The sequence below is a fragment of the Paenibacillus sp. VMFN-D1 genome (assembly GCF_003386155.1).
Lineage (GTDB): Bacteria > Bacillota > Bacilli > Paenibacillales > Paenibacillaceae > Paenibacillus_AQ > Paenibacillus_AQ favisporus.
Genome location: NZ_QRDU01000001.1, coordinates 721,466 through 745,414, shown reverse-complemented (window position 1 = coordinate 745,414; position 23,949 = coordinate 721,466). Strand labels below are relative to the sequence as shown.

Genomic DNA, 23,949 nt, shown 5'->3' with positions numbered 1-23,949 from the left:
TTGGAGGGATTTCATTTGAGTACCCATGCATGGCTTCATCCGGAGGATACCGCCCTGATCATTATCGACATGCAAAACGATTTTTGCCACGAAAACGGAGCCTGCGGCCGCGCGGGAATCGTTGATATCCCGGCGTTCCAGGCTTGTGTGCGGCCCATCCATGACCTTACCGGTCAAGCAAGGGCAAGCGGGGTGCCGGTCATCTTCGTTCAAATGACGCTGGATGCGGGCACTACCTCCCAGGCATGGGAGCTTCAGCATACGGCCAACGGCAACCCGCTTCGGATCGTCGAGAAGGGAAGTTGGGGCACGGAGCTGTACGGGCTGGAGCCCAAGGAGGGCGATTATGTGGTAGAAAAGCATCGGTACAGCGCATTTATCGGCACCAACCTCGATTTGATGCTGCGCTCTCTGGGGTGCAAATCTGTTGTCCTGACCGGCGTCCTCACAAACGTCTGCGTGGAGTCGACTGCCAGGGACGCATTCATGCTCGACTATAACGTGACGCTCGTCGAGGACGCCTGCGCTGGTTCCTCTGCCGAGGCCCACGAAATGACCTTGTCGAACATTGCGCAGTACTTCGGGAAAGTGATGAAAGCCGGAGACGTGAAGGCCGTCTGGTCGGAATTAACAGTCGGTGCTGCAGTCGTGAACGGATGAATTTCCGCTCTAAAAGGCTAAATTGTTATTTATGTGGTTCCGCTCGATCATCAAAAAAAAGGGAGCCCGCCGGCTCCCTTTTCTTCATTAACGATTATTCTAGTGCCTTATTTGACCAGTTCCGCCTTAAACACGCCATCCAGCGTCTCGCCGGCGTCCAGCCGTTTCTTTAACGGAACCTTCACATCTCTGGCCAGTTCCTTGAAGAACGTTTGAACATCGCATTTGACGTCGTTCAGTTGCACATTGATGGTACCGTCGGCCGTAATGTCACGGTTATCTTCAGAGGGAACCGACACGACAAGATCGTACTTTTTCATCAATGTCTTACTGTACCTCGTGAACACTTCGATCAGCTCATCGTTTTCGAAGTTTCCGATGGCATTTTTGCCTTTGTTTGTAAAAATCAGCTTCATTTCCATTTCTCATTCCCCTTTTCCTGTATCACCATGGTTTTATTCGGACTCGGGTTCCATTGGTCACGCGATGGTTCTAAACAAAGAAAGGGCCCACTTTATCCTGATCAATCATATCTTTGTCTTTTGTATTATAACAGTCTTTATACCGATTAACTAGGCGATGCCACCATTTACAAAAAAAGAAAGCCCCGAAACGGGGCCCTCTTCACTCTTTATTTACATATTAGCCACTCTATTTTAAAAGCTGTATCAACGTCCCTGCACAATCTCACGGATCTTCTCCAGCGGAATCTTTGGCTGCCGGTCGTACGTCAGCAAACCGTTAATTTCCTGTTCGACGTCCGTCAGCTGCGTATAGCAGAAGCCTTGAAGCACGGGCGAAGCGAGAGCGCCCTGAACCACGTCGGCCAGGCGCCGTTCGAAATCTTCCTCATTCGACGCTCCGGAGTAACCCCATCCTTCCTGGTTCCCCTTCTGGAATGAGATTCCGCCGAATTCGGTAAGCAGCAGCGGCTGTCCTTCATAAGGATACCCCGGCACCAGAATCCAGCGGTTGCCCGGTTTTGCCTGAAGCGCCTGCTCCACGGTCGAATAGCGGTCTGCCAGCACTTCTTTGCGCCATTCGTAATCATGAATGGTAACCAGGTCGGTCTTCACCAGTTCCCACCCGTCATTAGAGATAACCGGACGTGACATGTCCAGCGATTTGGTCATGTGATACAGCGCCAGCGCATGCTGCTGCTCGGCAGGACTCACCAATATATTCGTTACGCCCCAGCTTTCATTGAGCGGAACCCAGGCCACGATGCAAGGATGATTATAATCCCGCTCCACCGCCTGCAGCCATTCCCGGGTGATCTGCCCGGCATAGGTTTCCGTGAACCGGAACGCGTTGGCCATTTCTCCCCAGACAAGCAGGCCCAAACGGTCCGCCCAGTACAGGTAACGGGGGTCTTCGATCTTCTGATGCTTTCGGGCGCCGTTGAATCCCATTTCCTTCGTCAGCTCAATGTCTTTTTTCAGCGCTTCATCGGAAGGAGCGGTCAGCAGGCCGTCCGGAAAATACCCCTGGTCCAGCACCATTTTCATATAATAAGGACGGTTATTGAGCAGCACGACGCCGTCCTCAATCGAAATTTTCCGCATGCCGAAGTAACTGGCGACGGTATCCACCGCTTCTCCGTCAACCAGGAGCGTCAGCTCCAAGTCATACAAATTCGGACGTTCAGGCGACCACCAGCGCCCCAAGCCATGATCGTTAAAATCGTGCAGGCGGATGCGGCGCATCTCGTCTTTCCCCGTCACCGAAAAGATATCTTCGGAAACGACTTGCCCCGCGAAAGAAATAACCGACTTTAATTGAAGCTTGGCCCGTGTGTCCCAGCCCTGAACGAAAGTCTGAAGGGACACTTCATTCGTATCGATATCCGGCGTCAGCCGAATTCTCCGGATATGGAGGTCATGCACAGGTTCGATCCATACCGTCTGCCAAATTCCCGTCGTTCTCGTATAGAAGATCCCGGCGGATTGTTCCTCCCAGTACTGCTTGCCCCGCGGAAGCGCCGCGTCCCGGCTGTAATCGACGGCTTTGACCACGATCGAGTTGTCCACACCCTGAAGCAGGTCCGTAATATCCGCGTCAAACGGCGTATGACCGCCTTCGTGAATAGCCGCGAGCCTGCCGTTCACCCATACTTTGCATTCATAGTCCACGGCACCGAAATGCAGAATCAGCCGCTTGCCTAGGTACGCTGTCGGCACCGTAAAGTTCCGATGGTACCACACGATATCATGGAACGAAGGATCTCCGATTCCGCTCAGCTTGCTCTGATAGCAAAACGGAACCTGGATGGTCCGCGAGAAGGAAGGATGCTCGTACCATTTTTCCCTCTCGCCGGCCGCTTCGTCATCAAATTCAAAATTCCATACTCCGTTAAGGTTGAGCCAATCCGCTCTAACCAATTGTGGGCGAGGATATTCGCCGCGCAGCATCTCTGTCATTTCTCTCTACTCCTTTGAAGTAATCACATTTAGCGCGTACGCTTGGTAACGATCCAGCTGCAAAATCCGCATACGGCGAGCCATCCTGCCGCGTACAGCAAGCCGCCGCCGCTTCCGACGAGAAGATCCGGCCGGCTGCTTTTTACCGTAAAAATCAGCAAATTGCTGAGCACCAGATACAGAAGCACGTTCCGCCCCATCGACTCCAGAAAGCCAAACGCGTACGGTATGCGTTCCAATACCCTGGCCAGCAAATAATAACCATTTAATATGAAGGCAGCTCCGATAATCCAGAACAATGAAGGCGGAAACCGCGAAGGAAGCTCCCCGGCATACCGCCAATTTGCCGCAAACAGTCCGGTTGCAAGCACCGATCCGGCGAGAACGAGCCAGTCGAAGCGAATCCGGTATTTGGCGAACAAGATCCCAAGCAGGTAATACGGAAAATATTGAACAGGCGGAAACGAGGCGAAATCTCTCGTGCCGACCAATAACCCAAGCTGGGGAACATGGACCGCTCCATAAGGAAACAGCGTCCCTGCAAGGAGCAGGCCGGCCGCCAGAAAACCAAGCCACTTTCGCCCGGAAAGCCAGCGCAGCGGAACGAACAGCACCAAGCCGAGGACCATTAAATACGTAAACGACACCAGGAACTCGGACCAGCCCGGAATATCCTTCAGCAGCATGATCGGCCGAATCGTGTCCCATTGGAGCGGCGCTCCGTCATGGAACACCCTGAACGCCGTACCGGATACATAAAAGGCAAGCAGGGTTTTCAGCGCGGCGACCAGCATCCGCGGGCAAGCGCTGCGAAACGGCTTGGAATAATAAGCAAGCTGCGATACATACCCGAAGCTGAACACAAACCCCGAGAAGGTGATGAGGTTGAAGAAATCGATCCAGCGGCTGATGGATGGGTACACGACCGGATCGCTGAAAAATTGCAGCGTGTGGCAGTACACCATCCCGACGATCAGCAGTCCTTTGAACAAATCGATGGCGCGCTCGCGCCGCTTCGGCTCAATCCCGGCCACGGCCGCGCTGCTCACCCTTTAATCCCCGACAGGCTGATCCCCTTGATAATTTGCCGTTCAAAGATCACAAACAGAATAATGATCGGAATGGAAGACAGCGTGTTCACAACCATCGGCTTCACGTAATCCTCCGAGTACTGGCTCATCAAGGTCGGAATTCCCATCGGCAGCGTAAACAGCTTGTCGTTTGTCAGCGACAGGAATGGCCAAAGAAAATTGTTCCACGAGCCGATAAAGGTCAGAATCGCCATCGACGCGAGCGCCGGCCGGGTCAGCGGCAGCATGATCACCGCGAATATTTTCCACACGCCGCCTCCATCCATCTGCACGCTCTCAATAAGGTCGTTCGGGATGCCGTCAAAAAATCCTTTAAGAACGATTACCGCCATCGGCGAAGCCAACGCTGTGACGATCAGCCCCTGGTACGAATTCAGCAAATGCATGTCCTTGGCGACCTGATACAGCGGAATGATGGTCGCTTCGCCGGGAACGAGAAGACCCGCCAAAATGAAAAAGAACATGATCGCTTTAAACCGAAAAGGAATTTTGGACAATGCATAAGCCGCCATAGCCGCAACTAGAACGGTCAGAACCGTGACGACGCCAGCGACGAAGAAGCTGTTCCACACCCACTGCATCAGCTTGGTGCCGCTGATAATTTGTCCGTACACCGCGAAAGAATATGGCGGCGTAAACCAGTCGAACAAACCGGAGACCTTCATCCCTTCCTGCTTGATCGATACGACCAGCATCCAGACCAGCGGAATCAGAAACACGCACGCCGCGATGACAGAAACAATCCGGTATACCCATTTCATGCTTTAAGCCGCCTCCTTCCGGTTGTTAACGACATACTGGATAATCGACAATACGAGCAAAATCGCAAACAGCATATAGGACATCGTCGCCGCGTAACCCAGGTCATTTTTTTTGAAACCGCTCTGATAAATGTACTGGATGATCGGCCTTGTCGAATCCAGCGGTCCGCCGCCCGTAATGATGTAAATTTGCATGAACACTTTATAGGAAGCGATAATTTGCAGCATCAGAATCATCCGTGTGATCGAATTCATCATCGGCAGCGTGATCCGCCAGAACATCTGCCCTTTGGCCGCGCCGTCCAGCGATGCCGCCTCATAAATTTCGTCCGGAATTTCCTGCATGGCGGACAGATACAAAATAAAGTTGAACCCCACCGTCCACCACAGCGTCAGAGCGGCGACCGCAATCCAGGCCAGAGACGGTTCAGTGAGCCAGAAGATCTCTTTCCCTTCCGCCAGGATGCCGAGTCCATGCAGAATCCCGTTAATGAAGCCGGTATAGGGCTGGAACATAAACAACCCCAAATACGATGCCACCGAAACCGAAAGAATGCTCGGCAGAAAAAACGCACTGCGGTACAGCTTCTGCAGCTTGGATTTCCGGTTCGCGATAAGTGCCAGCGCGATGGCCAGCACGATCATGGTCGGCGTCGTCAGAAAGACGAAAATCGTAGAATGCCATACCGCAGCCCAGAACTGGTCGTCATGAAACATGCGCTGGAAATTGTCCCACCCGACATATTTCATCTTCCGGATCAGGGTCCATTTATAAAAGCTCATCTGCGCGCCCTTAATCATCGGCCAGATCGTAAACAACACATACACAATCAGAAAGGGCAGTAAAAAAATCAGTGCCTGCAAGTCGATCCGAAGCTTCTTCATGACTCACCTTCCTCTCCCGCATCGCTCAGGCAGGCTTGGAGCCAGCGCCCCAAACCTGTCTGATGGATCATACCCCTCATGGTTACTCGCTTAAAACTTTACCGATCTCGGTCTGCATTTTGTCAACGGCATCCGAGCTCGACATCTTGTTGGACCAAACCTCGTTCAAATATTTAAAGAGCGCGTTATCGCGGATCTGCCAGTTCTTGTCGGAATGCTTGTTGAATTTAACGGTGCTTGCCACCGAGACATAATCGCTCCGGTACGGCATCTCTTTGAATTCCGGCTTCTCGAATACGGCCGGCTTCGAAGGGATATGGCCCGCTTTCGCCCAGATTTCTCCGTGGTCGGCGATCCAGTTGGCGAAAATCAGTGCAGCTTTGCGCTTCTCCGGATCTTCATTGCTCGTTGCCGGCAGAATGATCGTATGCGAATCGCCCCATGTCGCTTCCTGATCGAATACTTTAGGGATCGGCATAGCCCCGAATTCCAGCCCTTTCGTTTTCTCCCACGTTCCGGTCGCCCACACGCCGGTCATCATGATCGCCGCATTCCCGCTCTGGAACGTTTTATAGAAATCCGGGTCGTTCAGCTTGATGAAATTGTACTTATGGTATAAGTCCTTAATATAATCCGCGGCTTTTACAGCTTTTTCTTTGTCGATGTCGGCTGATTTCAAATCGTCGGATACGACGTCATTGCCGCCCTGCTGCGAATAAAGTGCCCACCAGAAACGGAACGGATCGTCGTTGGAGCTCGAGAGCGCGAACGGATATTTGCCTTTCGGAAGCTTCTCTTTCAGCGTTGTCAGAAACTTGATGAATCCCTCGCCCGATTGCTCCAGAACCGGCTTGCCGTCTTCGCCGAGCAGCCCTGCGTCTTTAAGCAGCTTTTTATTGTAGTACATAATAAACGGATGTGTATCGATCGGAACCGCATAATGCTTGTCATCGTAAACGGAAGCTTCCAGAATGTTCTGGTTAAACGTGCTCCAGTCGATGTTGGCATCCTTTGCCGAATCGTCCAGCTCGGTGGCAACTCCCTGATTGATCAGGTCGGGAAGACGGGAAATATGGGAGATGCCCACATCCGGACCGTTGCCTGCGCCAACCGCTGTGATCAGCTTCGTATAATACTCGCCCCAGACGAGCTTCGTATTTTTCACCTGAATATCGGGATGCTCTTTATTGAACTGGTCTACCATCGCCTGCATGTTATCACCGTCTCCGCCGTCAAACAGCGTCCAGAACGAAAGATTCACTTTCTCGCCGCTGCCGCCGCCCGTATCCGTCGAAGCGCTTTCACCAGTACCGCCGGACGCGTCTCCGCCTGCACTGTCCGCCCCGCCACTGCTACCGCTGCCGCCGCTACCGCAGGCGCTGAGCAATAAGGTCAGAGACAGTAATGTGATCCACATGAAGCTGAATTTTCTTCTCATACGTACCCCCCATTTTCGTCACCGTAGTCGTTCTAAAGAACAACGTTATTGTTTTATTACAACTTTATTGTTCTTATGGGGCTATATTACGGCTAAACTCCTATTTTGTCAACGCATTCATTTCATTTTTTTGTAATAAAAATTTTGAGATGTTTTTATTCTCGTGCATATCGAATTAGCTTCATCGCTTTATCAGCAAGAAGAAATTGCCTTAACCACGCTCTTTTCCCATAAAAATCCACAATCCCCGTGACAGAAACAAAAAAACCATTGTTACAAACTTGTTGTAACAATGGTTTTACGCCTCCTCCGAGAGGGGAACATATTGAATACGCATCTTGATGTCCTGCTCATAATCGCCGAACTGCCGCCCGAAGATGTTCACCCCGCCTTTATGGACCGCATTGGGATCCACGCCGATCCGCAGACGCAAATTCGGACGCCCTTCCAGCTGAAGATCGTTGATGCCCACATCGGATACCTTTTTCATATCCAGCGTCGTTCGGTCCTCATCGACCCGCCACGTTTTCAAGAGGCCGTACTGCGTCGTCCAATCGAGCCACCAGGAGGGGTTCAGCCTGCCGCGGCGGTCCCCGAAATCCCCCGGACTCGTCCACATCCCGATCTCAAGCCCGTTCACCCAGACCGATATGTCCGAGGGCCAATCGTTATCGAAGTTGGGCGCCTCCGAGCAGATTTCCATCGACAGCTCAAGCGACTTGATTTTGACGTTTTGCGGAAGCTCCAGCGGCAAAATGTACTCCAAGTAACCTTTGCGGAACCAGATGATCTGCGCATCGATATGCTTCGGATGGTAGAAGCTTGCCGGCTCGTCTTCCCGGATGATCATTTCGGTGCCGCTCGCCATGCCGCAGGTCGGGTATACTTCGCAATCGCTGTACAATCCGATCGGAATTTCGACCTCATACACGCCGTAATTTTCCTTGGTCGATTGGATCGCCGGGTTGAGACTGATATGGATGTCATCATAACTGCGGGTGCATACCTTCATCGCCCCCCGGGCCGCGGGCAGAAGCTCTGTCGTCAGCAGCTTGGCAGCCTCCAAAATTTTGACGTTGTTCGCCACTGTCGACACCGGCAGCTTGAGTGCTTCCGAAATTTCGATGATATTCATGCTCCGTGTGTAGAGCAGTTTCAGCATATCCACCCTCGCCCGGGTGGACAATGCATGGGCAACCTGAACCAGCTGATCCGGCTCATTCACATTCAGATCCAACATGCTAATCCTTCCTTCTTGTTCCAGCTCTTTTTATGCCTAAGTTTGAGTTTACCTTGTTTGGGACAGCAGAAGCAAGATCTTCGCAAGAAAACAAGAAATAGGGAAAGCCGGGATTCCCGTTTCCTGATAGAGAGTGGAGCCTTCGATCCGGAAATTTTTTTCTTTTAGAAGGCGCTGTCCCCATCGTAAGGATGATACAAATTGGCTTAACTGTGACTGTTTCCTTCATGGAATTGACGTATACAATCACTGAATCCAAAAAATCCAAATTGGTAGATCGAAAACGGTTTACCAGATTCTATTCTGGAATACGCCGTCATATCCTGAATATGGAAAAGGCGTGATTATGCACGGCATCGATATGTTTATGCACGGCTTACGGCTACCCGGATACGCAAAAAAGGAGCCTGCAGGCTCCTTCAGGGGCTCTATATTTACCCCCTCTTGGTTATGGTCACCGGCAATCCGCTTTGTGCCGATTCATTGGCAGCCAGCGTCACTTCCAGCGTGTGCATCGCTTCTTCATACGGAGCCAGAATCAAGCTCTGGTCACCCGTGGCAACGGCCCGAATGAAAGCGTCGTCCTGGACTTTGTAGAAATCGGATTTGCCGCGAAGAATGATCGTCTGCTCCGGTTCCAGAATGGTAAGCGACGTCCCTTCGAGCGTCAATCTAAAATCCCTTCCAATGATCTCCAGGGAGGAACGGCTGTCCGGCTGGGGCAGAAAACCGGTGTCAATGTGGCCGATTGCGCCCGAATCGAACACCAGGTTGACTGAAGCGGCATCCGGCGTCGTGATCCCGGGTACGTCTCTGTTCAGCAGCAGGGCCATGTCGGCACTGACCTTGTGGACTGTTCCGGCCAAGTACAGCATAAGATCCACATTATGGGTCGTCTGCTCCACCAGCTGCCCGCCCGACTTGGCATGGTCCACCCACCAAGGGGTATCCGGCAGCCCGCCGAACCTGTGGGCCCGCACCATGGCGATTTCTTTGCCGGCCAGGTACTGTTTTGCCTTCTGCACCGGCTCCATATACCTTAGGCAGTAGCCTGTGGCCGTCATGACGCCCGATTTCCGGATAAAATCCGCTTTTTGCCGTACAGTGCCCATATCCAGACCCAGCGGCTTTTCCACCAGCAGATGAATGCCTCTTCCGGCCGCCTGCTCTTCAATATCGCCATGGGCAAAGGGAGGGACGCACACAAAGAGTGCATCCAGCTGCTCATTTGCCAGCATCCGCCGGATATCCGTATAGGCGACTCCACCATACCGTTTTACGGCTTGCTCTGCCTGCTTCGCGGAAATATCGCACACGGCGACCAGCTCTGCCTGCTCATGATCGTCAATATGCTTCAAATGCTCGGAGGCGATTCCGCCTGCCCCGACCAAACCAACACGAACCATCAAGAGACCTCCTTACATACTGTTTTTCAAACACACGCAATGGGATCATTTGCTCCTGCCGCCAGGCAGCTACAATTTCGTATATCGTTCTTGCGTCTCCTGGTAAAAAAGGAAGTGCAAAGGCCCCGTGAAGGGCCCCGCACTCGCTTTAATCTGTCACTTCAAATTGGCGGACCATTTCTCCGCGCGGTCCTGCAGTTCGTCCAGGAACTGCTGGATGTCCGGCGCGTTGCCGGAAGCCGCCTTGCTGATAAAACCATTGACAGCCGGGACGATATCGCTCATATAGAACGGATTGGCTTCATCCATCAGCTCGGAGTGCCCGACATTGGCGATGTCCAGCGCCTTTTTCACATATTTGTCTTCCGGCTTCACAAAATCGGCCTGCTTGATCGTCGGTGTCATCGCGAAGTTTTCATACGTATATTTTTGCGTCATCGGGCTGGTCAGGAATTTGAGAACTTCCCAGGAAGCTTTCACGTCCTTGGCGTTCTTTGCCATGACGAACGGATCCACGGCCACCCAGCCTTCGCCTTTCGGGCCCATATTCATCACCGGCTCGAACCGGTCCAGCAAATCCCTGTTATTGTTTGCGATAAATTCGTTCATCGTCGCGCCGCCGGTGCTGTCCAGCGCAATCGCGATGTTGTTTTTCTCAAGCCCGAAGTTTTCAGCTCCCTGGGCTGTGATAAAACCGGCCGGCGGCAGCTTTGCGGCTTCCTTCAGCCATTCCATGACCTTTACCATTTCCGGGGTGTTCAGATGCCATTTGATCGACTTTACGTCTTTCAGCGAGCCTTCGGCCCCTTTCGCTCCGAAAGCCAGGGTCAGCGCCACAAAGGTGGAGCCGTTCAGCGAGTTGCCCGACCAGTATACGCCGTAGTTCTGCTCGCCGGTTTTCGGATTTTTGCCGGTCATCTTTTTGGCTTTTTCCAAAATTTCTTCCGGGGGTGCTTTCTCCGTTAAGCCTTCGACGCCCCAGTCGCTGAACAGCTTTTTGTCATAGATCGTCATGCGGCGGCCCAGCACGGCAGGAATCCCGAACTGCTTGGATCCGTCCGGCGACTTGGTGCTGTAGGAATTGTTCATGATGCCGTCCAGGTAAATGCCGGGATCAAACGATGTGTCTTCTTTGATCAGGTCGTCTAGATCACGCAGCAGTCCGTCCTGATACCATTGGGAGGCAAAAGCTCCCCCGGTGTACAGCACGTCGGCATCCCCCGACATGAGCATCGCCGTTTGCTTGGCCTTAACGTTCTCCCAAGGAATTTGGTACAGCTCCACCTTGATATTCGGGTACATTTTCTTGAACGTCTTATCCATGTACTCGGTCAGCCCGATCGTCGGATTGCCCGTCTGCGCGTTGATCCCGTTGTCGAGCTGCCATCCGGCCAGCGCCACCCGGACGGTTCCTTTCATGTCGGAGACTTGCTTGATCTCCACGCCGCCGGTCACGTCCTTGCCTGATCCTTCAGAGCAGGCTGCCAGCGTGAATACGAGCGTGCAGGACAGCAGCAACAATAGCCATTTTTTCATGCATGTTCCCCCTTTTCATCATCAGTGTGTTCGCAATCATCATAGGTGCCGTGCGGCCCCATGGCCGCGCTTCGCCGGGTTTACTGCTTGATCCCGGACAAAGCAATACTTTCGATAATGTAACGCTGCAAAAACATATATACGACGACGACAGGAATGAGACTGACCGCCGTTGCAGCCATAATGATCGAGGGCTGTTGGTTGATGCCGTTGTTATAGGTAAACATCGCAAGGCCGATCTGGATCGTATATTTGGCAGCGTTCTTCAGCACCAGCAGCGGCCACAGCATTTCGTTCCACACGCCCAGGAACAGGAGGATGATCATGGTGGCGATAATCGGCGTGCAGAGCGGCAAATACACCCGGCCGAACACGGTGAACTCCCCGGCGCCGTCGAGAATGGCGGCTTCGCGCAGACTGGACGGCAGCTGGTCGAAGAAGGCTTTGGCCAAAAACGTGCCGAAGGCATAGTTAAGTGCCGGTAAATAAAAAGCCAGATAATTGTCCAGAAGCCCCAGCTTGCTGAAGAGCAGGTACTGCGGAATCATGGTCATTTCAAACGGAATCATCATCGTACTCAGCGCCAGCAGAAGCACCAGGCTCGCCCCTTTGAACCTCAGCTTGGAGAGGGCATAACCGGACAGCAGCGCGGACAGCGAGCTGACAACGATAACGCCTGCGCTGACGATGATGGAATTGATGATATAGCGGAACATTTTAATGTTCGTAAAGGCCACTTCATACGTGCGTATGGACGGCTCTTCCGGCCAGATTTTCGGGGGAAACGTAATGTTCAGCCGGGCCCCCCAGTCAAAGCTGGTCACGAGCATCCACAGGAATGGCACGATCATAATAAAGGAGCCGAGAAACAGCACGATGGCGAGAATCCACTGACTGACAGGGATTCTTTTGCGGCGCAGCGCCTTGGAATCGGCCGTTTGGATCATGGCGGGACCTCCTTTGCTTAAGTATCAAGTAGTTCTGATATGACGTCGGTATTGGCCCTAGTGCGTCAGTAGAGGCTGTCTTTGCGGCGGTTTAACAGCATCATAACTGCGGTCAGCACTAAAATGATGATGAACAGCAGATAAGAAGCGGCTGTGGCCAGACCCATTTGCGATGCCAAAAATGCGTTCCGGTATATGTACAGCACCACCGTCATCAAGCTTCCGCCAGGATTGCCTGCCGTACCGCCGATCAGCCACACGTCAGTGAACCGCTTCATGCCGCCGATCGTGCCCATAATGAGCATAAAGACGAAGATCGGACGTAAATAAGGGATGGTGATATGGAGCCATTTCTTGTACCCGCCTGCCCCATCGACTTCAGCGGCTTCGTACAGGTCGCGCGGCACGCTTTGCAGGCCTGCCAAAAAAATGATCGTGTTGTAGCCAAGCGCCCCCCACAGGCTCATCAGCACGATGCTGTAGCGCGACACCTCCGGATTCGTAAACCAGCCGATGGGATGGTGAACCCCGAACCAGCTCAGCACAAAGTTCAGCAGCCCTTCTTTCGATGGGAAAAACAGAAACGAGAACAGGAGACTGGTCGCTACCGCCGACACGACGTTCGGCAGAAAATAGACGGCCTTAAAAAAGTTTTTGCCGAAGTTCCATTTGAGATTGTTGATCAGGCTCGCCAGCACGAAGGATAATACGATGCCGAGCACCACGGACAAGACGCCCATCAAAAACGTATTTGTAAGCGCTTGCCAGAAGACCGGATCCTCCAGGGCATACCGGTAATTGCTGAGCCCCACCCACTTTCCGTTCAGCGACAGGCCCGACGTCTGGTGAAAGCTGATAAACAATGCGGCAAACATCGGATAGATGGCAAATGCGAGCACGCCGATAATTAATGGGGCGCTGAACAAATAGCCGGTCCAATCATTGCGCGTGAACCATTTTTTTCGTTTGGGTGTCATTCTCTTGTCAGCATTCATCTCATTGCTTACTATCAATCGGCCCTCCTCCTTCCAAAAGGATCCCTAATGCCAACAACATGCGTCATCATTGGGTGATCATCAGCTTTGGTACATATTTATGTCCGGGACAGCCGTTTATGTTCGTTTGTTATTTCGATGTAAGACTTAAAAATAACTGGCACACTCGCCCATCCCGTGAATAGACTGTGTACCATCAAAAGCTTAAGGAAGGATTGGCCGATGAACTATCCGTATGCTAAATATGGCGTCATTCACCAATGCAAGGACATTCCGGTGGCATTTCCGCCGGATCAGCACCAGCACGGGCAGCCGGGGATTGAATATGTGATGAACCCGCTCCCTGTCTCTGAAAATCCGAACTATGTCGGAACCGGTAAATTAAAGGGCAAGGTGGCGATCATCACCGGAGGAGACAGCGGTATCGGCCGTGCGGTCGCCATCGCTTTTGCCAAAGAAGGCGCCGACCTTGTGATCGTATATCTTAATGAACACAGGGACGCGCAGGACACGGAGCGGCGAATCCGCCAGCTCGGCAGAAAATGCCTTCTGCTTCCCGTTGACGTGCGGTCGCCGGGTTTTGCATCGTATATCGTAGACAGCACTCTGAAGGCATTCGGGAAAATCGACATTCTCATTAACAACGCCGGGGTTCAGTACTTCCAAACCTCACTGCTGGACATTTCCGAAGAACAGCTGCGCAATACGTTCGAAGTGAACATTTTGTCCTTTATCCTCCTGACCAAGGCGGTCCTCCCCCACCTCCGGCCGGGAAGCAGCATCGTAAACACCGCATCCGTGACTGCGTATGTCGGCAATGATACGCTCATGGACTACTCCTCGACCAAAGGTGCGATCGTCAGCTTCACCCGCGCTCTCGCCCGAAATCTTGCCCCTCAATGCATCCGGGTTAACGCGGTTGCTCCGGGTCCCGTATGGACGCCTCTCAATCCCGCTTCGATACCTCCTGAGCGGATTGCCGTCTTCGGCCGCGACGTGCCGCTGGGGCGTGCCGCCCAGCCTTACGAGCTGGCACCCACGTATGTGCTGCTGGCTTCGGACGACGGGTCGTATATCACCGGAACGACGATCCACATCAACGGAGGGCAAATGGTTACTGATTAGTGATGAGGCAGAACCGCAAAGCGGCGGCGCTTTAGCATCAATGCAAATTCGATCTTTACGGGACGGAAGACCCGGGTCAGAATCGTTAAGCGGTTTGCAAGCAAAAAAAGAGAGCTGGAATATAGCTCTCTTTTTTTGCAGCTTATGATTTTCCTTTTCCGCTGACAAGTCCAATGATCATGACGACAAGTGCCAATAAAGCGATCAGCTGATCGATCGTCATCGCCGCCCGCCTCCTCTGTGCAAGGATGGCTCTTCCCAGGCGGCTTCTCTCTCCCGTGCTGCTTGCGTACGTTCCCCATTACAGATATATGAGTGGTCCGGGTGGAATATGACCGATCCGTAGAACAGTGATTACAAATCCCGCAGGAATCGCTGAACCCGCTCCTTGTACATCTCCTTATCCAAATAGCCTTGAAACAGCCTGTTGCTGGCTACCTGCTGTCCCCCGAAGAAAAAGCGTTCATAGAGCTGCTGCCGCCCGCCGAAACCGCTGCTGCTCAGCTCCCAGGCCAGCCGGAACAGCGCAGTCTTATCCCGGGCGTCCATGTTGCTGCTTTTGAGATAAGTCGATAAATAGGGAGCAATCCCGGTTGCCTCAAAATCCTGCTCCGACGGAATCATAATGACGCTGCTGGACCCGAGCAGCTGGATAATTTCCATCATCCGTGCATACATTTGAGGATAGATAATGGTAGCGGACCAGAGCGGCTTATAGTCGGGCAGCATGCTCCCCCACCGGTCCACCTTTGCTCCTGCTTCGGAGGCGAGCAGCAGCGCCTTGAGCGACTCCAGATTTACGATCACCTCTGTCACTTGTTCGGTGACCACGCTTCCGGTTCTTTCCAGTGCGTCGGCGATGGACAAAATGATTCCAAGTACAAACTCGGTCTTCGCCACGTATCGGCAGCAAACCTGGTGCGCTGCATGCACGTGAAAGCCGCTCTGTGCAAAGAAGCGTATGGACAGGCTGTCGTTGCCAAGAATGAATATACGCTCCCAAGGAACGAGCACGTGATCGAAAATGACGAGAGTGTCCATTTCCTCAAATCGCGAGCTGAGCGGATAATCGTAAGCCGAATCGCCGCCGACCAGGCTTTCACGGCTTATCCACTTCATACCCGGAAGGTTGTTCGGGACAGCAAAAGCAAAAGTTTCAGGATTGTCTTCCTCCTGAAACAGAAACGATGCCGGCGGATACACGAGAATTTCATCAGCTGTGACGCCCTGCGTCGCCAGCAGAAACGCGCCTGACACGATGACGCCTTCTGTCGTCTGGTCGACGATGCGCGCCGCGGTATTGACGATCGTCCCGTCATCAAGCATTTCGGCGGTACGGCTCGCCGCCGGCTGCACGAAGGCGTGGGACAGCGTAATGTCATGCTCTGAGCAGTACCGGTAGTAATTCCGCATGTTGTCCGCATACTTCGCATCCGCTTCAGCCAGCAGCTCCGACGCGGCAGCGTAGGCCATAACGGCCGTGTTCATATAATCCGGCGATCTGCCGAGCAGGCCGAAATGCCGCTCACCCCACAGCGTCATCGCTCTCCTGCGTCTGGCCAAATCTTCCTTGGTCTTCGGCTGTAAGTACGATAAGCCTACCGTCTTCCCGGTTTCCGGAGACGTGTATGTCAGAAGCTGCGCATACTCCTCCGCGACCTGCATATCGTACAAAGACGCCTGAGTGCTCATTAACCCGCGGAATGCCGCATGGTCGGACAGCTTTCCTTGGATTTGCTTACCTCGAAGCCAAACCTCCGGCTGTGCCTGGTCGATCCGTTCTATATACTCCTTACCGTTTTTCACCGGCATACGGACGGCTCCCTTCCTAGGAAATGTTACATTCATCCTATTCCGTTCCGATCTATGAAGTGAGGTATGACCGCCTAATCATGAAGGCTCTGCATGAACAAAAAAACCTTGCATAAAGTGCAATTCACTCTCTTTAACGCCAAATAGGAACATGATATGATAGCAGAAAATAATGAATATGGGGGAAGCAGACTATTCTTAATCCAAGTCAACTAGGCGATATCTCCGCTCTGCAGGAGCTGTGCGAGCGGGCCGATTCCATCACTCTGAAATTAAACTGGAGCATGCTGAAGTCACGTCCCGCGGACGCAAAGCTGGACTTTTTTCATTATTCCGGCGATATGCTGACCGGTTTTCTCGCCTTGTATCCGCTCGGCGGCGGTCTCGAGGTATGCGGCATGGTACATCCGGATTACCGGCGTCAGGGAATATTTACGGATCTATGGCAGGACGCCATCCGCTCGGCTAACGTTTCAGTCTATAAGACCGTCCTTCTGAATACCCCGGCCTCCTCTTCCAGCGGCATAGGCTTCATCGAGTCCCAAGGAGGGGTGTTCTGCCATTCGGAGTACCAAATGAAATGGCATGACGACGGCCAACCTGTCACGGAAGCGGACCCGTCGGTCCGGCTGCGAAACGCGGAGCTTGCCGACATGGAGGACATCATCGCCATCGATCAGGAAGGATTCGAGATGAGCCGGGAGGAATCAGCCGAAATCTACTCATCGCTATTTCAGGAAACGGGAACCCGGCCGCTCATCATTAAACGGGATGGGGTTACCGTCGGCAAGGTATCTCTTGAAGATACAGGATCCGATACGTGGATATACGGCTTTGCGGTGAAAGCATCTGTTCGGGGGCAGGGAATCGGCCGCAGCACACTGATGCTCATCGTATCCGAAGCGATAGCCCGGGGGCGGGACATATGGCTGGAAGTGGCGGTTCAGAACCCCAATGCGCTCCGGCTGTATGAATCCTGCGGCTTCAAAGTGATGAGACAGCAGGACTACTACGAGTACATGGCGTCCCAATAATCGCCACAAGAAAAACCGGCTGCGCTTGGCAAGTCCAAGGCGCAGCCGGTTTATTGCGTTGTGCGGGGCGGGGTGGACTGGGGTTTATACCCTCTCCGCATTCAGCTTGGCTTCCATCGATAGAACGGCCTGGAATTCATAGACCAGCGCCCCGTTATCCGCTACCCGTAAATGGACCTGACCTTTGCGGCGCATCGCTTCCAGCGCCTCGCCGGCCTGCTCCATGCTGAGCGTCGTATTCAAGGCAACGTCCGCTGCGGTCAGCAGGTTCTCCTGCTCCGCAGCCAGGTGGAGAATGCTCTTCTCCATCTCGGGGGTGATCTTCATCCATGCTCTCGCTTTTTTCGTTTTCGTGCGCAGTATAAGTCCGATTCCAAGCGGAAGCACGGCGAAGACAAGGAAGCCAAACCAATCCTTCGTGCCGCCACGGACCGCCAGATTGACATAAAGAATGCCGCAAAACAAGCCAAACAAAGTGAGAATCCACGATATTTTCCGTCTGCTGCCCACCGGCAAGTCCTCCTTTCGCGAGGGGTTATCTTTATTATACCTTTACCCGCACCGAGTATGAAGAAAGTGCATTGTATGTACGAAATGTTGTACAATATAAGCTAAATGAAATTAAAGAACAGAAGGATGGAATGCATTCATGTATGTAGCACGCGATTGGCAGGATTATGAATTGATTGATACCGGGGACGGGGAAAAGCTGGAGCGTTGGGGAGACGTCATTCTCCGCAGACCCGACCCGCAGATTATATGGCCGCTCACCAACGAAACGGGGCAGTGGCGCCAAGTTCACGGGCATTACCACCGAAGCTCTTCGGGCGGCGGCCAATGGGACATGAAAAAGCCGATCCCCGACCGCTGGACCGTTTCCTACGACAAGCTGAAGTTCCATATCCGCCCTACCAACTTTAAGCATACCGGTTTGTTCCCCGAGCAAGCAGCCAACTGGCGCTGGATGATGGACAAGATTGCCGGGGCGGGCCGGCCGATCCAGGTGCTGAACCTGTTCGCCTATACCGGCGGAGCCAGCGTGGCGGCAGCTTCCGCAGGCGCCCAAGTCGTCCATGTCGACGCCGCAAAAGGCATGGTTCAATGGGCCAAGGAGAACCTGCAGCTGTCCGGCCTCGGGGACCGTCCGGTCCGTTTCATAACGGACGACGTGTTCAAATTCGTGCAGCGCGAACAGCGCCGCGGCAATAAATACGATGCGATCATCATGGACCCGCCATCCTACGGCCGTGGACCCGGCGGGGAAATGTGGAAGCTGGAGCAGAGCCTCTATCCCTTCGTCGAAAGCTGCATGAGCATCATGTCGGACAACCCACTGTTTATGCTCATTAATTCGTATACGACCGGTATTTCGCCGACCGTACTGCATAACATCCTGTCCATGACGGCAGCCCGCCGGTTTGGAGGAAGCATTTCCTGCGGCGAGCTCGGGCTGCCGATTACCGCCTCCGGACTGAATCTGCCGTGCGGTATTTTGGGAAGATGGGAGTCTTAAACGATGAGCAGAGCTGATGGTCAGGACGTCCGCATTCCGATTTTGTATGAGGACAATCACTTATTAGGCATCGTGAAGCCGGTCAACGTGCCTACGCAGGAAGATGCCTCCGGGGACGCCGATCTGGTCAGTCTGCTCAAGGAGGATATCAAGATCCGGTATAACAAGCCCGGCAACGTATTTGTCGGCCTGGTGCATCGGCTGGATCGCCCCGTCGGCGGGGCGATGGTGTTTGCCAAGACATCCAAGGCCGCCTCTCGGCTGTCGGAAACGGTACGCTCCCGCAAGTTCCGCAAAGTGTATGCAGCCGTCGTACACGGGAGGCTGCCTGCGCCGGCAGGAAGCCTGAAAGACTTCCTGCTCAAGGATGCCAAGACCAATACCGTGTCTGTGGTGAAGCCAGGAACATCCGGCGCGAAGGAAGCACTGCTGGATTACGAAGTAATCGCAGAGGCGGACCGCTATAGCTTGGTCAAGGTGGAGCTCCATACCGGCCGGTCCCATCAGATTCGGGTTCAGATGAGCCATGCCGGCTGTCCGCTTTACGGCGATCAGAAATACGGCAAAGGGGTGAATAAGCCGGGGCAGCAGATCGCCCTGTGGTCTGTCATCGTCGGCGTCCCTCATCCCGTCACAAAGGAAGAGATCGTTCTTGCCTCGCTTCCGCCTGCCGAGCATCCCTGGAATTTGTGGCCGGAAGCGACCCTGAACGCTTTGACGGACAAGAAATCATAATTCATCCCGCCCGGCGGCTGCAATCGGCCGCAATAAGCACAAAAGCCGGAGAGCCCTGCATACGCAGGCTTTCCGGCTTTTTTATGATTTTAATAAGAATTAGTTCTGCGGAACTGACAAAAGACGGTTGCGGTCCAACTTCGGCATTATACAGGCATCCCACGTCCGTCTCGTTCCGCCATTCTTTTTCCCGTCAGCTTCTTGTCAGCACCAGCATAGAGGATGCTCCCCGCTGGAACTCGTAGTCCGACGGCCGTTCCTCGGCCGACCATCCGTTTCCGGCGGCGAACGTCAACAGCTTCTCCATGTCTTTATACCTGCGGCTGCTCTGGTCCACCAGCGGAAAAATCCGGATTTCCTCCTTCGTCACCCGCATCAGCTCAGCCACCGTCTGCTCATGAAACGCGTAATCCAGCTTGTCGCTGTACATAAACAAAAAATGCGCCGACAGCGTCATGTCAAACTGCCGGTCTGCAAACGGCAGCACAGGCAAAACCGCGGCAACATATCGCCCAGGATGCTGCTCCATATCCTCGACCGTGGCGGTCAAGGCCTTGGTACGCTCGCTGCGGAGCCCCTCGGGACCGCCGAATTCGTCCCACCGGTACTGATCGCCCAGGCTCTCCACATGCTGCACCGCATGCCCGATATCGAGCCTTCCCTTCGCCTCAAGTGCCGCAGGGTCAAACTGATAGGCTATATCCGCAGCAACGGCTTCAATGCCGATCTGCCTCGCTATAGCCGTAAACGAGCATGCCCCGCCGGGGCAGTCCAGGACGGTTCGTCCCTTCAAGTCCCCGGGCTTCAAATTAAACATCCGCAAATATTCGTCATAGGTTCTTCCGATGAAGACGATCCGCTCCAGCCGGATGTCCCCCGCATCTCCTTCGGAAAGGCTAATCTGATCACCGCTTGGCTCCTCATCGGCCAGCCCTCTGCTTGTCAGCCCTGCTGCGGTACCTTGTTCTGCGGTACGCTCCTTCTCGTCAATCTCTGCTCTTCTCAACTCTTCTCGGCTCATCTCCAGGGAAACACACCTTTCTGCTCACATGTTAAATCCAAACAGGATTTCACAAATTGTATCCGCGTGAGCCCCATGTTGTCAATATCCCCCTTGGCGTCAAGACGCGCCTGATGTGCTTTCGCACCAAGGGCCGGCTTACTGCTTCGATAATGCTGCACAAAAAAAGACGGGCGCTGCAGTGATGGCAGCAGCCCGTCCGGCTTGTCTTCGAATCCATGCTATTATTCAAAATGATAAGTCCAGAACCGCTCCTGGCTGAAGCGCTCCAGCACGGCTTTATCCAGCTCCGACTGTCCGCTTGTCTCCCAGCGGAACTGCGACTGATGGGCGCGGATCGAGGCAAACTTCTGCGGCAAATAATCGCGCACATCCACGAGGACATCCGGTTTGCCAAGGATCTTCTCGCACCCGTTGGAGAATGCCAGGCAGTGCACTTTCGGCCGCTCCTTCTTCGGCATGGCCGTCACGGTCCGGATAACCGCGGCTCCGGTCGCGTCATGATCCGGATGAACCGCATAACCCGGGTAGAACGTGATGATCAGCGACGGCTTCACTTCGTCAATCAGCGCGCGCAGGCGGCTGGTGAGCATCTCCTGATCCTCGAACTCCACCGTCTTGTCATGCAGACCCATGAGGCGAAGATCCTGGATGCCGATCGCCCGGCAGGACTCCTCCAGCTCCTTCCGGCGCAGCTCGGGAAGCGTCACGCGGTTCGCCAAGATGGGATTGCCCATGTTGCGGGCCATTTCCCCCAGGGTTAAACAGGCGTACGTCACCTGGGTTCCGGCCTGGATATGCTTAGCCAGCGTCCCCGACGTGCCGAACGACTCATCATCGGGGTGGGGAAACACCACAAGGATATGTTTTTCCATATGTCTAACCTTCTCTCTCGTTAAAATGGTTGGCGGCTCAGCTGAAGCGCCACGACGAGCTTGCCGTCGCTGTCATGTCCGGCCATGATCAGCCGATCCGTTTCCGTTTCTTCAAAATGGGTCAAGCCTTGGGAATAAACCCAGCCCTGCTCCATCTTGAGGCCGACCCGGTAAGGGCCAAAGCCGGCGATGGAGCCCTGCGAATATCGGACGACGCCGTTATGGATAAACGTCGATGCGGTAAATTTGGACGAATCGTTGTGTGAAGCGTAAGCACCCGTTGTCATTTCAAGATGTATATAAAGGTCCTGGTTTTTCAATGAATCTAGCATCTCCTGGACCATGCCGGGATTGATCAGCTGCATATTCCTTCCCCCATTCTGATAGCGTCTAACTGCAACAATATTTATTATAATTCAAAACAACCGGAAATCACAATCAAACCCGTAGATTTAGTCATCTTGGGCGGAAGAACGGGTGTGGCAAAGTCCAAAAATATGCATGATGAAAAAGGAAAGAAGCTGCACATGACAGCTTCTTCAACACATGACGTATTTATTGCCGTTTAATCGGCCAGTTCCCTGCCTTTGGTTTCCTTACCGAGAAGCAGCACTCCGATTGCACCGATCAGCACAATGACAAAAAACATCCCGAAAATGGTATCGATGCTGATGCCCTTGCCAACCATCACGCCTACGAGCAGCGGGGCAATGACGCCGCCGACCCGGCCGACCGAGGTGGCCAGCCCCACGCCGGTGGACCGCACCCGGGTCGGGTACAGCTCCGGCGTATAGGCATACATGCCGCCCCAGGCACCGAGGTTGAAGAAGGACAAGCAGATGCCCGCGGCAATCAGCATGCCTTCTGTGTCTGCATAACCGAACCACAGCGCACTCAGCGCCGTCAGCGTCAAATAAGTAACCATGACGAACTTGCGTCCGAACTTTTCGATGAAGTAAGCCGCGGTAAAATAACCGGGCAGCTGGGCGATCGTCATGATCAGCACGTATTCAAAACTTTTGACCAAACTGAAGCCTTTGAGAACCATGACCGACGGCAGCCATAAAAACATGCCGTAATAGGAAAACACGACGGTAAACCACAAAATCCAAAGCATCAGCGTAGAGCGGCTGTGCTCTTTAGCCCAAATCGACTTGAATTTGGTCCCGAAGGACAGCTTGGAGACGCTTGCCTGGTGTTCCTTGAAACGCGGCGCATCTTCGATGGATTTGCGTAAATATATGGCATACAGCGCAGGTAAGGCCCCGATGACAAACGCAATCTGCCATCCGTACTTCGGAATGACGAAGTACGACACCAGCGCAGCGACCAGCCATCCTCCCGCCCAGAAGCTCTCCAGCAGGACGACGGCTCTGCCGCGGTCGCGTGCCGGCATCGACTCCGAGACGAGCGTTGAAGCCACCGGCAGCTCGCCGCCAAGACCGATGCCGGTAATAAACCGCAGCAGGCACAGCACGGCAAAGCTTGCGGCCAACGCGGACAAGCCGCTCGCCACCGAAAAAATGAGCAGGGTCCACAGCAGGATCGTCTTGCGTCCGAACCGGTCGGCCATATAACCGGCAGCAGCCGCTCCGATGACCATGCCGACGGAGTTCATGCTGGTCAGGACTCCGACCTGCTGCGGTGACAGCTTCCATTCGGCCGTTAATGCCGTAACGATAAACGATATGATGCCGACATCCATAGCGTCGAACAACCAGCTGAAGCCGGCGCTAAAGAGCAGCTTTCTTTGCTTGGGGTGCCGCAAAAGCTCTAACTTACTCATCCAATGATGACTCCTCTTGAAGAAATAATAGGGATACAAGCATCGTTATCCATACGATGCCCTAAACGGCGCTTTCCAACACGCCGGGCCCGGTTTAGGCCGTGATTTTGCCCAATAGATACACCAGCAGCTGCTGGTTATGAAGCGAGATTCGGCTCAGCACGCCGGACAGGAACGCATCGCGGATCTGCAGACCGCGGAGCACTTCGTTCTTGCCCTTTTCCGAAATGGACACCCATACGATCCGCCGGTCGTTCAAATCCCGCTCACGCTGGATGAGCCCGTTCTTCTCCATACGGTCCAGCAGCATGGTGACCGCGGCAGGGCTCGTCGCCAGCAGCGGGGTCAAGTCCGATGGCTTCATCCGTTCCTGATCGCTCAGCACTTCAAGCACGGTTAGCTGGGACTCCGTCAGGGCCGGGGCGAGCTCGTTTTCCATATGTAATTTGTAATCTTTGCTTAGTTTAGACCACATTTTCGCAAATTCGGAAGTCTGCACTGTATATCCTTCCTTTCGCTCAGTATCTTGTAATCGCCATGATTTACATGATTAAGTTTCGCGCAATTTAAAGCAATTCCTTCTTCCCCATGAAAAATTTCTTTGCTTGGTTCGTGAAAACGGTGCAAATTTACAGGAAAAACATCCCCTATTACGCGGCTCCGATGGCC

23 protein-coding genes are annotated in these 23,949 nt (G+C 53.6%); 5 read left to right on the top strand and 18 right to left on the bottom strand.

Annotated elements, in window-relative coordinates; genetic code table 11:
• The first annotated feature begins 15 nt into the window (after positions 1-15).
• Positions 16-660, top strand: a complete 645-nt coding sequence (locus C7820_RS03575) for a cysteine hydrolase family protein (protein WP_116229776.1) — start codon at positions 16-18, stop codon at positions 658-660.
• Between the two features lie 107 nt (positions 661-767).
• On the opposite strand, the gene C7820_RS03570 is transcribed toward C7820_RS03575, so the two are convergent.
• The 11 genes from C7820_RS03570 to C7820_RS03520 form a co-directional block, all read right to left on the bottom strand.
• Positions 768-1,082, bottom strand: coding sequence for a hypothetical protein (locus C7820_RS03570; protein WP_036715223.1), 315 nt, complete (start codon positions 1,080-1,082; stop codon positions 768-770).
• A gap of 246 nt (positions 1,083-1,328) precedes the next feature.
• A complete protein-coding gene (locus C7820_RS03565; RefSeq protein ID WP_036715222.1) occupies positions 1,329-3,080 on the bottom strand; it encodes a glycoside hydrolase family 2 protein in 1,752 nt (583 codons plus the stop codon).
• A 29-nt stretch (positions 3,081-3,109) separates the two neighbouring features.
• Positions 3,110-4,129 carry a hypothetical protein gene (locus C7820_RS03560; protein WP_116229775.1) on the bottom strand — a complete coding sequence of 340 codons (1,020 nt, stop codon included), beginning with the start codon at positions 4,127-4,129 and terminating at the stop codon, positions 3,110-3,112.
• Entirely contained in the window at positions 4,126-4,932 is an 807-nt protein-coding gene (locus C7820_RS03555) for a carbohydrate ABC transporter permease (RefSeq protein ID WP_076171004.1), read from the bottom strand. Before C7820_RS03555 ends, C7820_RS03560 begins: the two co-directional genes overlap by 4 nt.
• Positions 4,933-4,935: 3 nt before the next feature.
• The gene (locus C7820_RS03550; protein ID WP_076171002.1) at positions 4,936-5,817 is read right to left on the bottom strand and encodes a carbohydrate ABC transporter permease; all 882 of its coding nucleotides are present in this window, start codon (positions 5,815-5,817) and stop codon (positions 4,936-4,938) included.
• An 82-nt stretch (positions 5,818-5,899) separates the two neighbouring features.
• Positions 5,900-7,255, bottom strand: coding sequence for an ABC transporter substrate-binding protein (locus C7820_RS03545; protein WP_116229774.1), 1,356 nt, complete (start codon positions 7,253-7,255; stop codon positions 5,900-5,902).
• A 298-nt stretch (positions 7,256-7,553) separates the two neighbouring features.
• Entirely contained in the window at positions 7,554-8,495 is a 942-nt protein-coding gene (locus tag C7820_RS03540) for an ArsR/SmtB family transcription factor (RefSeq protein WP_116229773.1), read from the bottom strand.
• Between the two features lie 434 nt (positions 8,496-8,929).
• Entirely contained in the window at positions 8,930-9,901 is a 972-nt protein-coding gene (locus C7820_RS03535) for a Gfo/Idh/MocA family protein (protein WP_116229772.1), read from the bottom strand.
• 156 nt (positions 9,902-10,057) lie between these two features.
• Positions 10,058-11,437 carry an extracellular solute-binding protein gene (locus C7820_RS03530; RefSeq protein ID WP_116229771.1) on the bottom strand — a complete coding sequence of 460 codons (1,380 nt, stop codon included), beginning with the start codon at positions 11,435-11,437 and terminating at the stop codon, positions 10,058-10,060.
• Positions 11,438-11,517: 80 nt separating this feature from the next.
• Complete coding sequence (locus C7820_RS03525; RefSeq protein ID WP_116229770.1) at positions 11,518-12,384, bottom strand: carbohydrate ABC transporter permease; 867 nt, start codon at positions 12,382-12,384, stop codon at positions 11,518-11,520.
• A gap of 65 nt (positions 12,385-12,449) precedes the next feature.
• Positions 12,450-13,379, bottom strand: coding sequence for a carbohydrate ABC transporter permease (locus C7820_RS03520; protein WP_116231614.1), 930 nt, complete (start codon positions 13,377-13,379; stop codon positions 12,450-12,452).
• 222 nt (positions 13,380-13,601) lie between these two features.
• On the opposite strand from C7820_RS03520, the gene C7820_RS03515 reads away from it, so the two are divergent.
• On the top strand, positions 13,602-14,504 hold the full coding sequence (locus C7820_RS03515) for a glucose 1-dehydrogenase (protein ID WP_116229769.1): 903 nt from the start codon (positions 13,602-13,604) through the stop codon (positions 14,502-14,504).
• Positions 14,505-14,858: 354 nt separating this feature from the next.
• Here the strand turns inward: C7820_RS03515 and hpaB are convergent, their stop codons facing one another.
• The gene (hpaB, locus tag C7820_RS03510; protein ID WP_116229768.1) at positions 14,859-16,316 is read right to left on the bottom strand and encodes a 4-hydroxyphenylacetate 3-monooxygenase, oxygenase component; all 1,458 of its coding nucleotides are present in this window, start codon (positions 16,314-16,316) and stop codon (positions 14,859-14,861) included.
• A gap of 284 nt (positions 16,317-16,600) precedes the next feature.
• Between hpaB and C7820_RS03505 the strand changes: the two genes are divergently transcribed.
• Entirely contained in the window at positions 16,601-17,350 is a 750-nt protein-coding gene (locus C7820_RS03505; RefSeq protein ID WP_116229767.1) for a GNAT family N-acetyltransferase, read from the top strand.
• Between the two features lie 84 nt (positions 17,351-17,434).
• Here the strand turns inward: C7820_RS03505 and C7820_RS03500 are convergent, their stop codons facing one another.
• Complete coding sequence (locus C7820_RS03500) at positions 17,435-17,860, bottom strand: hypothetical protein (RefSeq protein WP_116229766.1); 426 nt, start codon at positions 17,858-17,860, stop codon at positions 17,435-17,437.
• A gap of 139 nt (positions 17,861-17,999) precedes the next feature.
• On the opposite strand from C7820_RS03500, the gene C7820_RS03495 reads away from it, so the two are divergent.
• Both C7820_RS03495 and C7820_RS03490 read left to right on the top strand, forming a co-directional pair.
• The gene (locus tag C7820_RS03495) at positions 18,000-18,863 is read left to right on the top strand and encodes a class I SAM-dependent methyltransferase (protein WP_116229765.1); all 864 of its coding nucleotides are present in this window, start codon (positions 18,000-18,002) and stop codon (positions 18,861-18,863) included.
• A 3-nt stretch (positions 18,864-18,866) separates the two neighbouring features.
• The gene (locus C7820_RS03490; protein ID WP_116229764.1) at positions 18,867-19,598 is read left to right on the top strand and encodes an RluA family pseudouridine synthase; all 732 of its coding nucleotides are present in this window, start codon (positions 18,867-18,869) and stop codon (positions 19,596-19,598) included.
• Positions 19,599-19,791: 193 nt separating this feature from the next.
• Here C7820_RS03490 and C7820_RS03485 read toward each other — a convergent pair whose 3' ends face one another.
• The 5 genes from C7820_RS03485 to C7820_RS03465 form a co-directional block, all read right to left on the bottom strand.
• Positions 19,792-20,619, bottom strand: a complete 828-nt coding sequence (locus tag C7820_RS03485; protein WP_258875107.1) for a class I SAM-dependent methyltransferase — start codon at positions 20,617-20,619, stop codon at positions 19,792-19,794.
• Between the two features lie 224 nt (positions 20,620-20,843).
• Positions 20,844-21,494, bottom strand: coding sequence for a bacillithiol biosynthesis deacetylase BshB2 (bshB2, locus tag C7820_RS03480; protein WP_105442154.1), 651 nt, complete (start codon positions 21,492-21,494; stop codon positions 20,844-20,846).
• Positions 21,495-21,514: 20 nt separating this feature from the next.
• A complete protein-coding gene (locus C7820_RS03475) occupies positions 21,515-21,859 on the bottom strand; it encodes a YojF family protein (protein ID WP_076170972.1) in 345 nt (114 codons plus the stop codon).
• A gap of 200 nt (positions 21,860-22,059) precedes the next feature.
• Positions 22,060-23,280 (bottom strand): MFS transporter, encoded by a 1,221-nt coding sequence (locus C7820_RS03470; protein WP_116229763.1) that lies wholly within the window; start codon positions 23,278-23,280, stop codon positions 22,060-22,062.
• 94 nt (positions 23,281-23,374) lie between these two features.
• Positions 23,375-23,779, bottom strand: coding sequence for a MarR family winged helix-turn-helix transcriptional regulator (locus C7820_RS03465; protein ID WP_076170968.1), 405 nt, complete (start codon positions 23,777-23,779; stop codon positions 23,375-23,377).
• Positions 23,780-23,949 lie beyond the last annotated feature (170 nt).

Coding starts and splice junctions, on each gene's coding strand:
- C7820_RS03570 (WP_036715223.1), bottom strand. CDS start 1,082: ATGGAAATGAAGCTGATTTTTACAAACAAAGGCAAAAATGCCATCGGA.
- C7820_RS03565 (WP_036715222.1), bottom strand. CDS start 3,080: ATGACAGAGATGCTGCGCGGCGAATATCCTCGCCCACAATTGGTTAGA.
- C7820_RS03555 (WP_076171004.1), bottom strand. CDS start 4,932: ATGAAATGGGTATACCGGATTGTTTCTGTCATCGCGGCGTGCGTGTTT.
- C7820_RS03550 (WP_076171002.1), bottom strand. CDS start 5,817: ATGAAGAAGCTTCGGATCGACTTGCAGGCACTGATTTTTTTACTGCCC.
- C7820_RS03545 (WP_116229774.1), bottom strand. CDS start 7,255: ATGAGAAGAAAATTCAGCTTCATGTGGATCACATTACTGTCTCTGACC.
- C7820_RS03540 (WP_116229773.1), bottom strand. CDS start 8,495: ATGTTGGATCTGAATGTGAATGAGCCGGATCAGCTGGTTCAGGTTGCC.
- C7820_RS03535 (WP_116229772.1), bottom strand. CDS start 9,901: ATGGTTCGTGTTGGTTTGGTCGGGGCAGGCGGAATCGCCTCCGAGCAT.
- C7820_RS03530 (WP_116229771.1), bottom strand. CDS start 11,437: ATGAAAAAATGGCTATTGTTGCTGCTGTCCTGCACGCTCGTATTCACG.
- C7820_RS03525 (WP_116229770.1), bottom strand. CDS start 12,384: ATGATCCAAACGGCCGATTCCAAGGCGCTGCGCCGCAAAAGAATCCCT.
- C7820_RS03520 (WP_116231614.1), bottom strand. CDS start 13,379: ATGAATGCTGACAAGAGAATGACACCCAAACGAAAAAAATGGTTCACG.
- C7820_RS03515 (WP_116229769.1), top strand. CDS start 13,602: ATGAACTATCCGTATGCTAAATATGGCGTCATTCACCAATGCAAGGAC.
- hpaB (WP_116229768.1), bottom strand. CDS start 16,316: ATGCCGGTGAAAAACGGTAAGGAGTATATAGAACGGATCGACCAGGCA.
- C7820_RS03505 (WP_116229767.1), top strand. CDS start 16,601: ATGCTGAAGTCACGTCCCGCGGACGCAAAGCTGGACTTTTTTCATTAT.
- C7820_RS03495 (WP_116229765.1), top strand. CDS start 18,000: ATGTATGTAGCACGCGATTGGCAGGATTATGAATTGATTGATACCGGG.
- C7820_RS03490 (WP_116229764.1), top strand. CDS start 18,867: ATGAGCAGAGCTGATGGTCAGGACGTCCGCATTCCGATTTTGTATGAG.
- C7820_RS03485 (WP_258875107.1), bottom strand. CDS start 20,619: ATGAGCCGAGAAGAGTTGAGAAGAGCAGAGATTGACGAGAAGGAGCGT.
- bshB2 (WP_105442154.1), bottom strand. CDS start 21,494: ATGGAAAAACATATCCTTGTGGTGTTTCCCCACCCCGATGATGAGTCG.
- C7820_RS03475 (WP_076170972.1), bottom strand. CDS start 21,859: ATGCAGCTGATCAATCCCGGCATGGTCCAGGAGATGCTAGATTCATTG.
- C7820_RS03470 (WP_116229763.1), bottom strand. CDS start 23,280: ATGAGTAAGTTAGAGCTTTTGCGGCACCCCAAGCAAAGAAAGCTGCTC.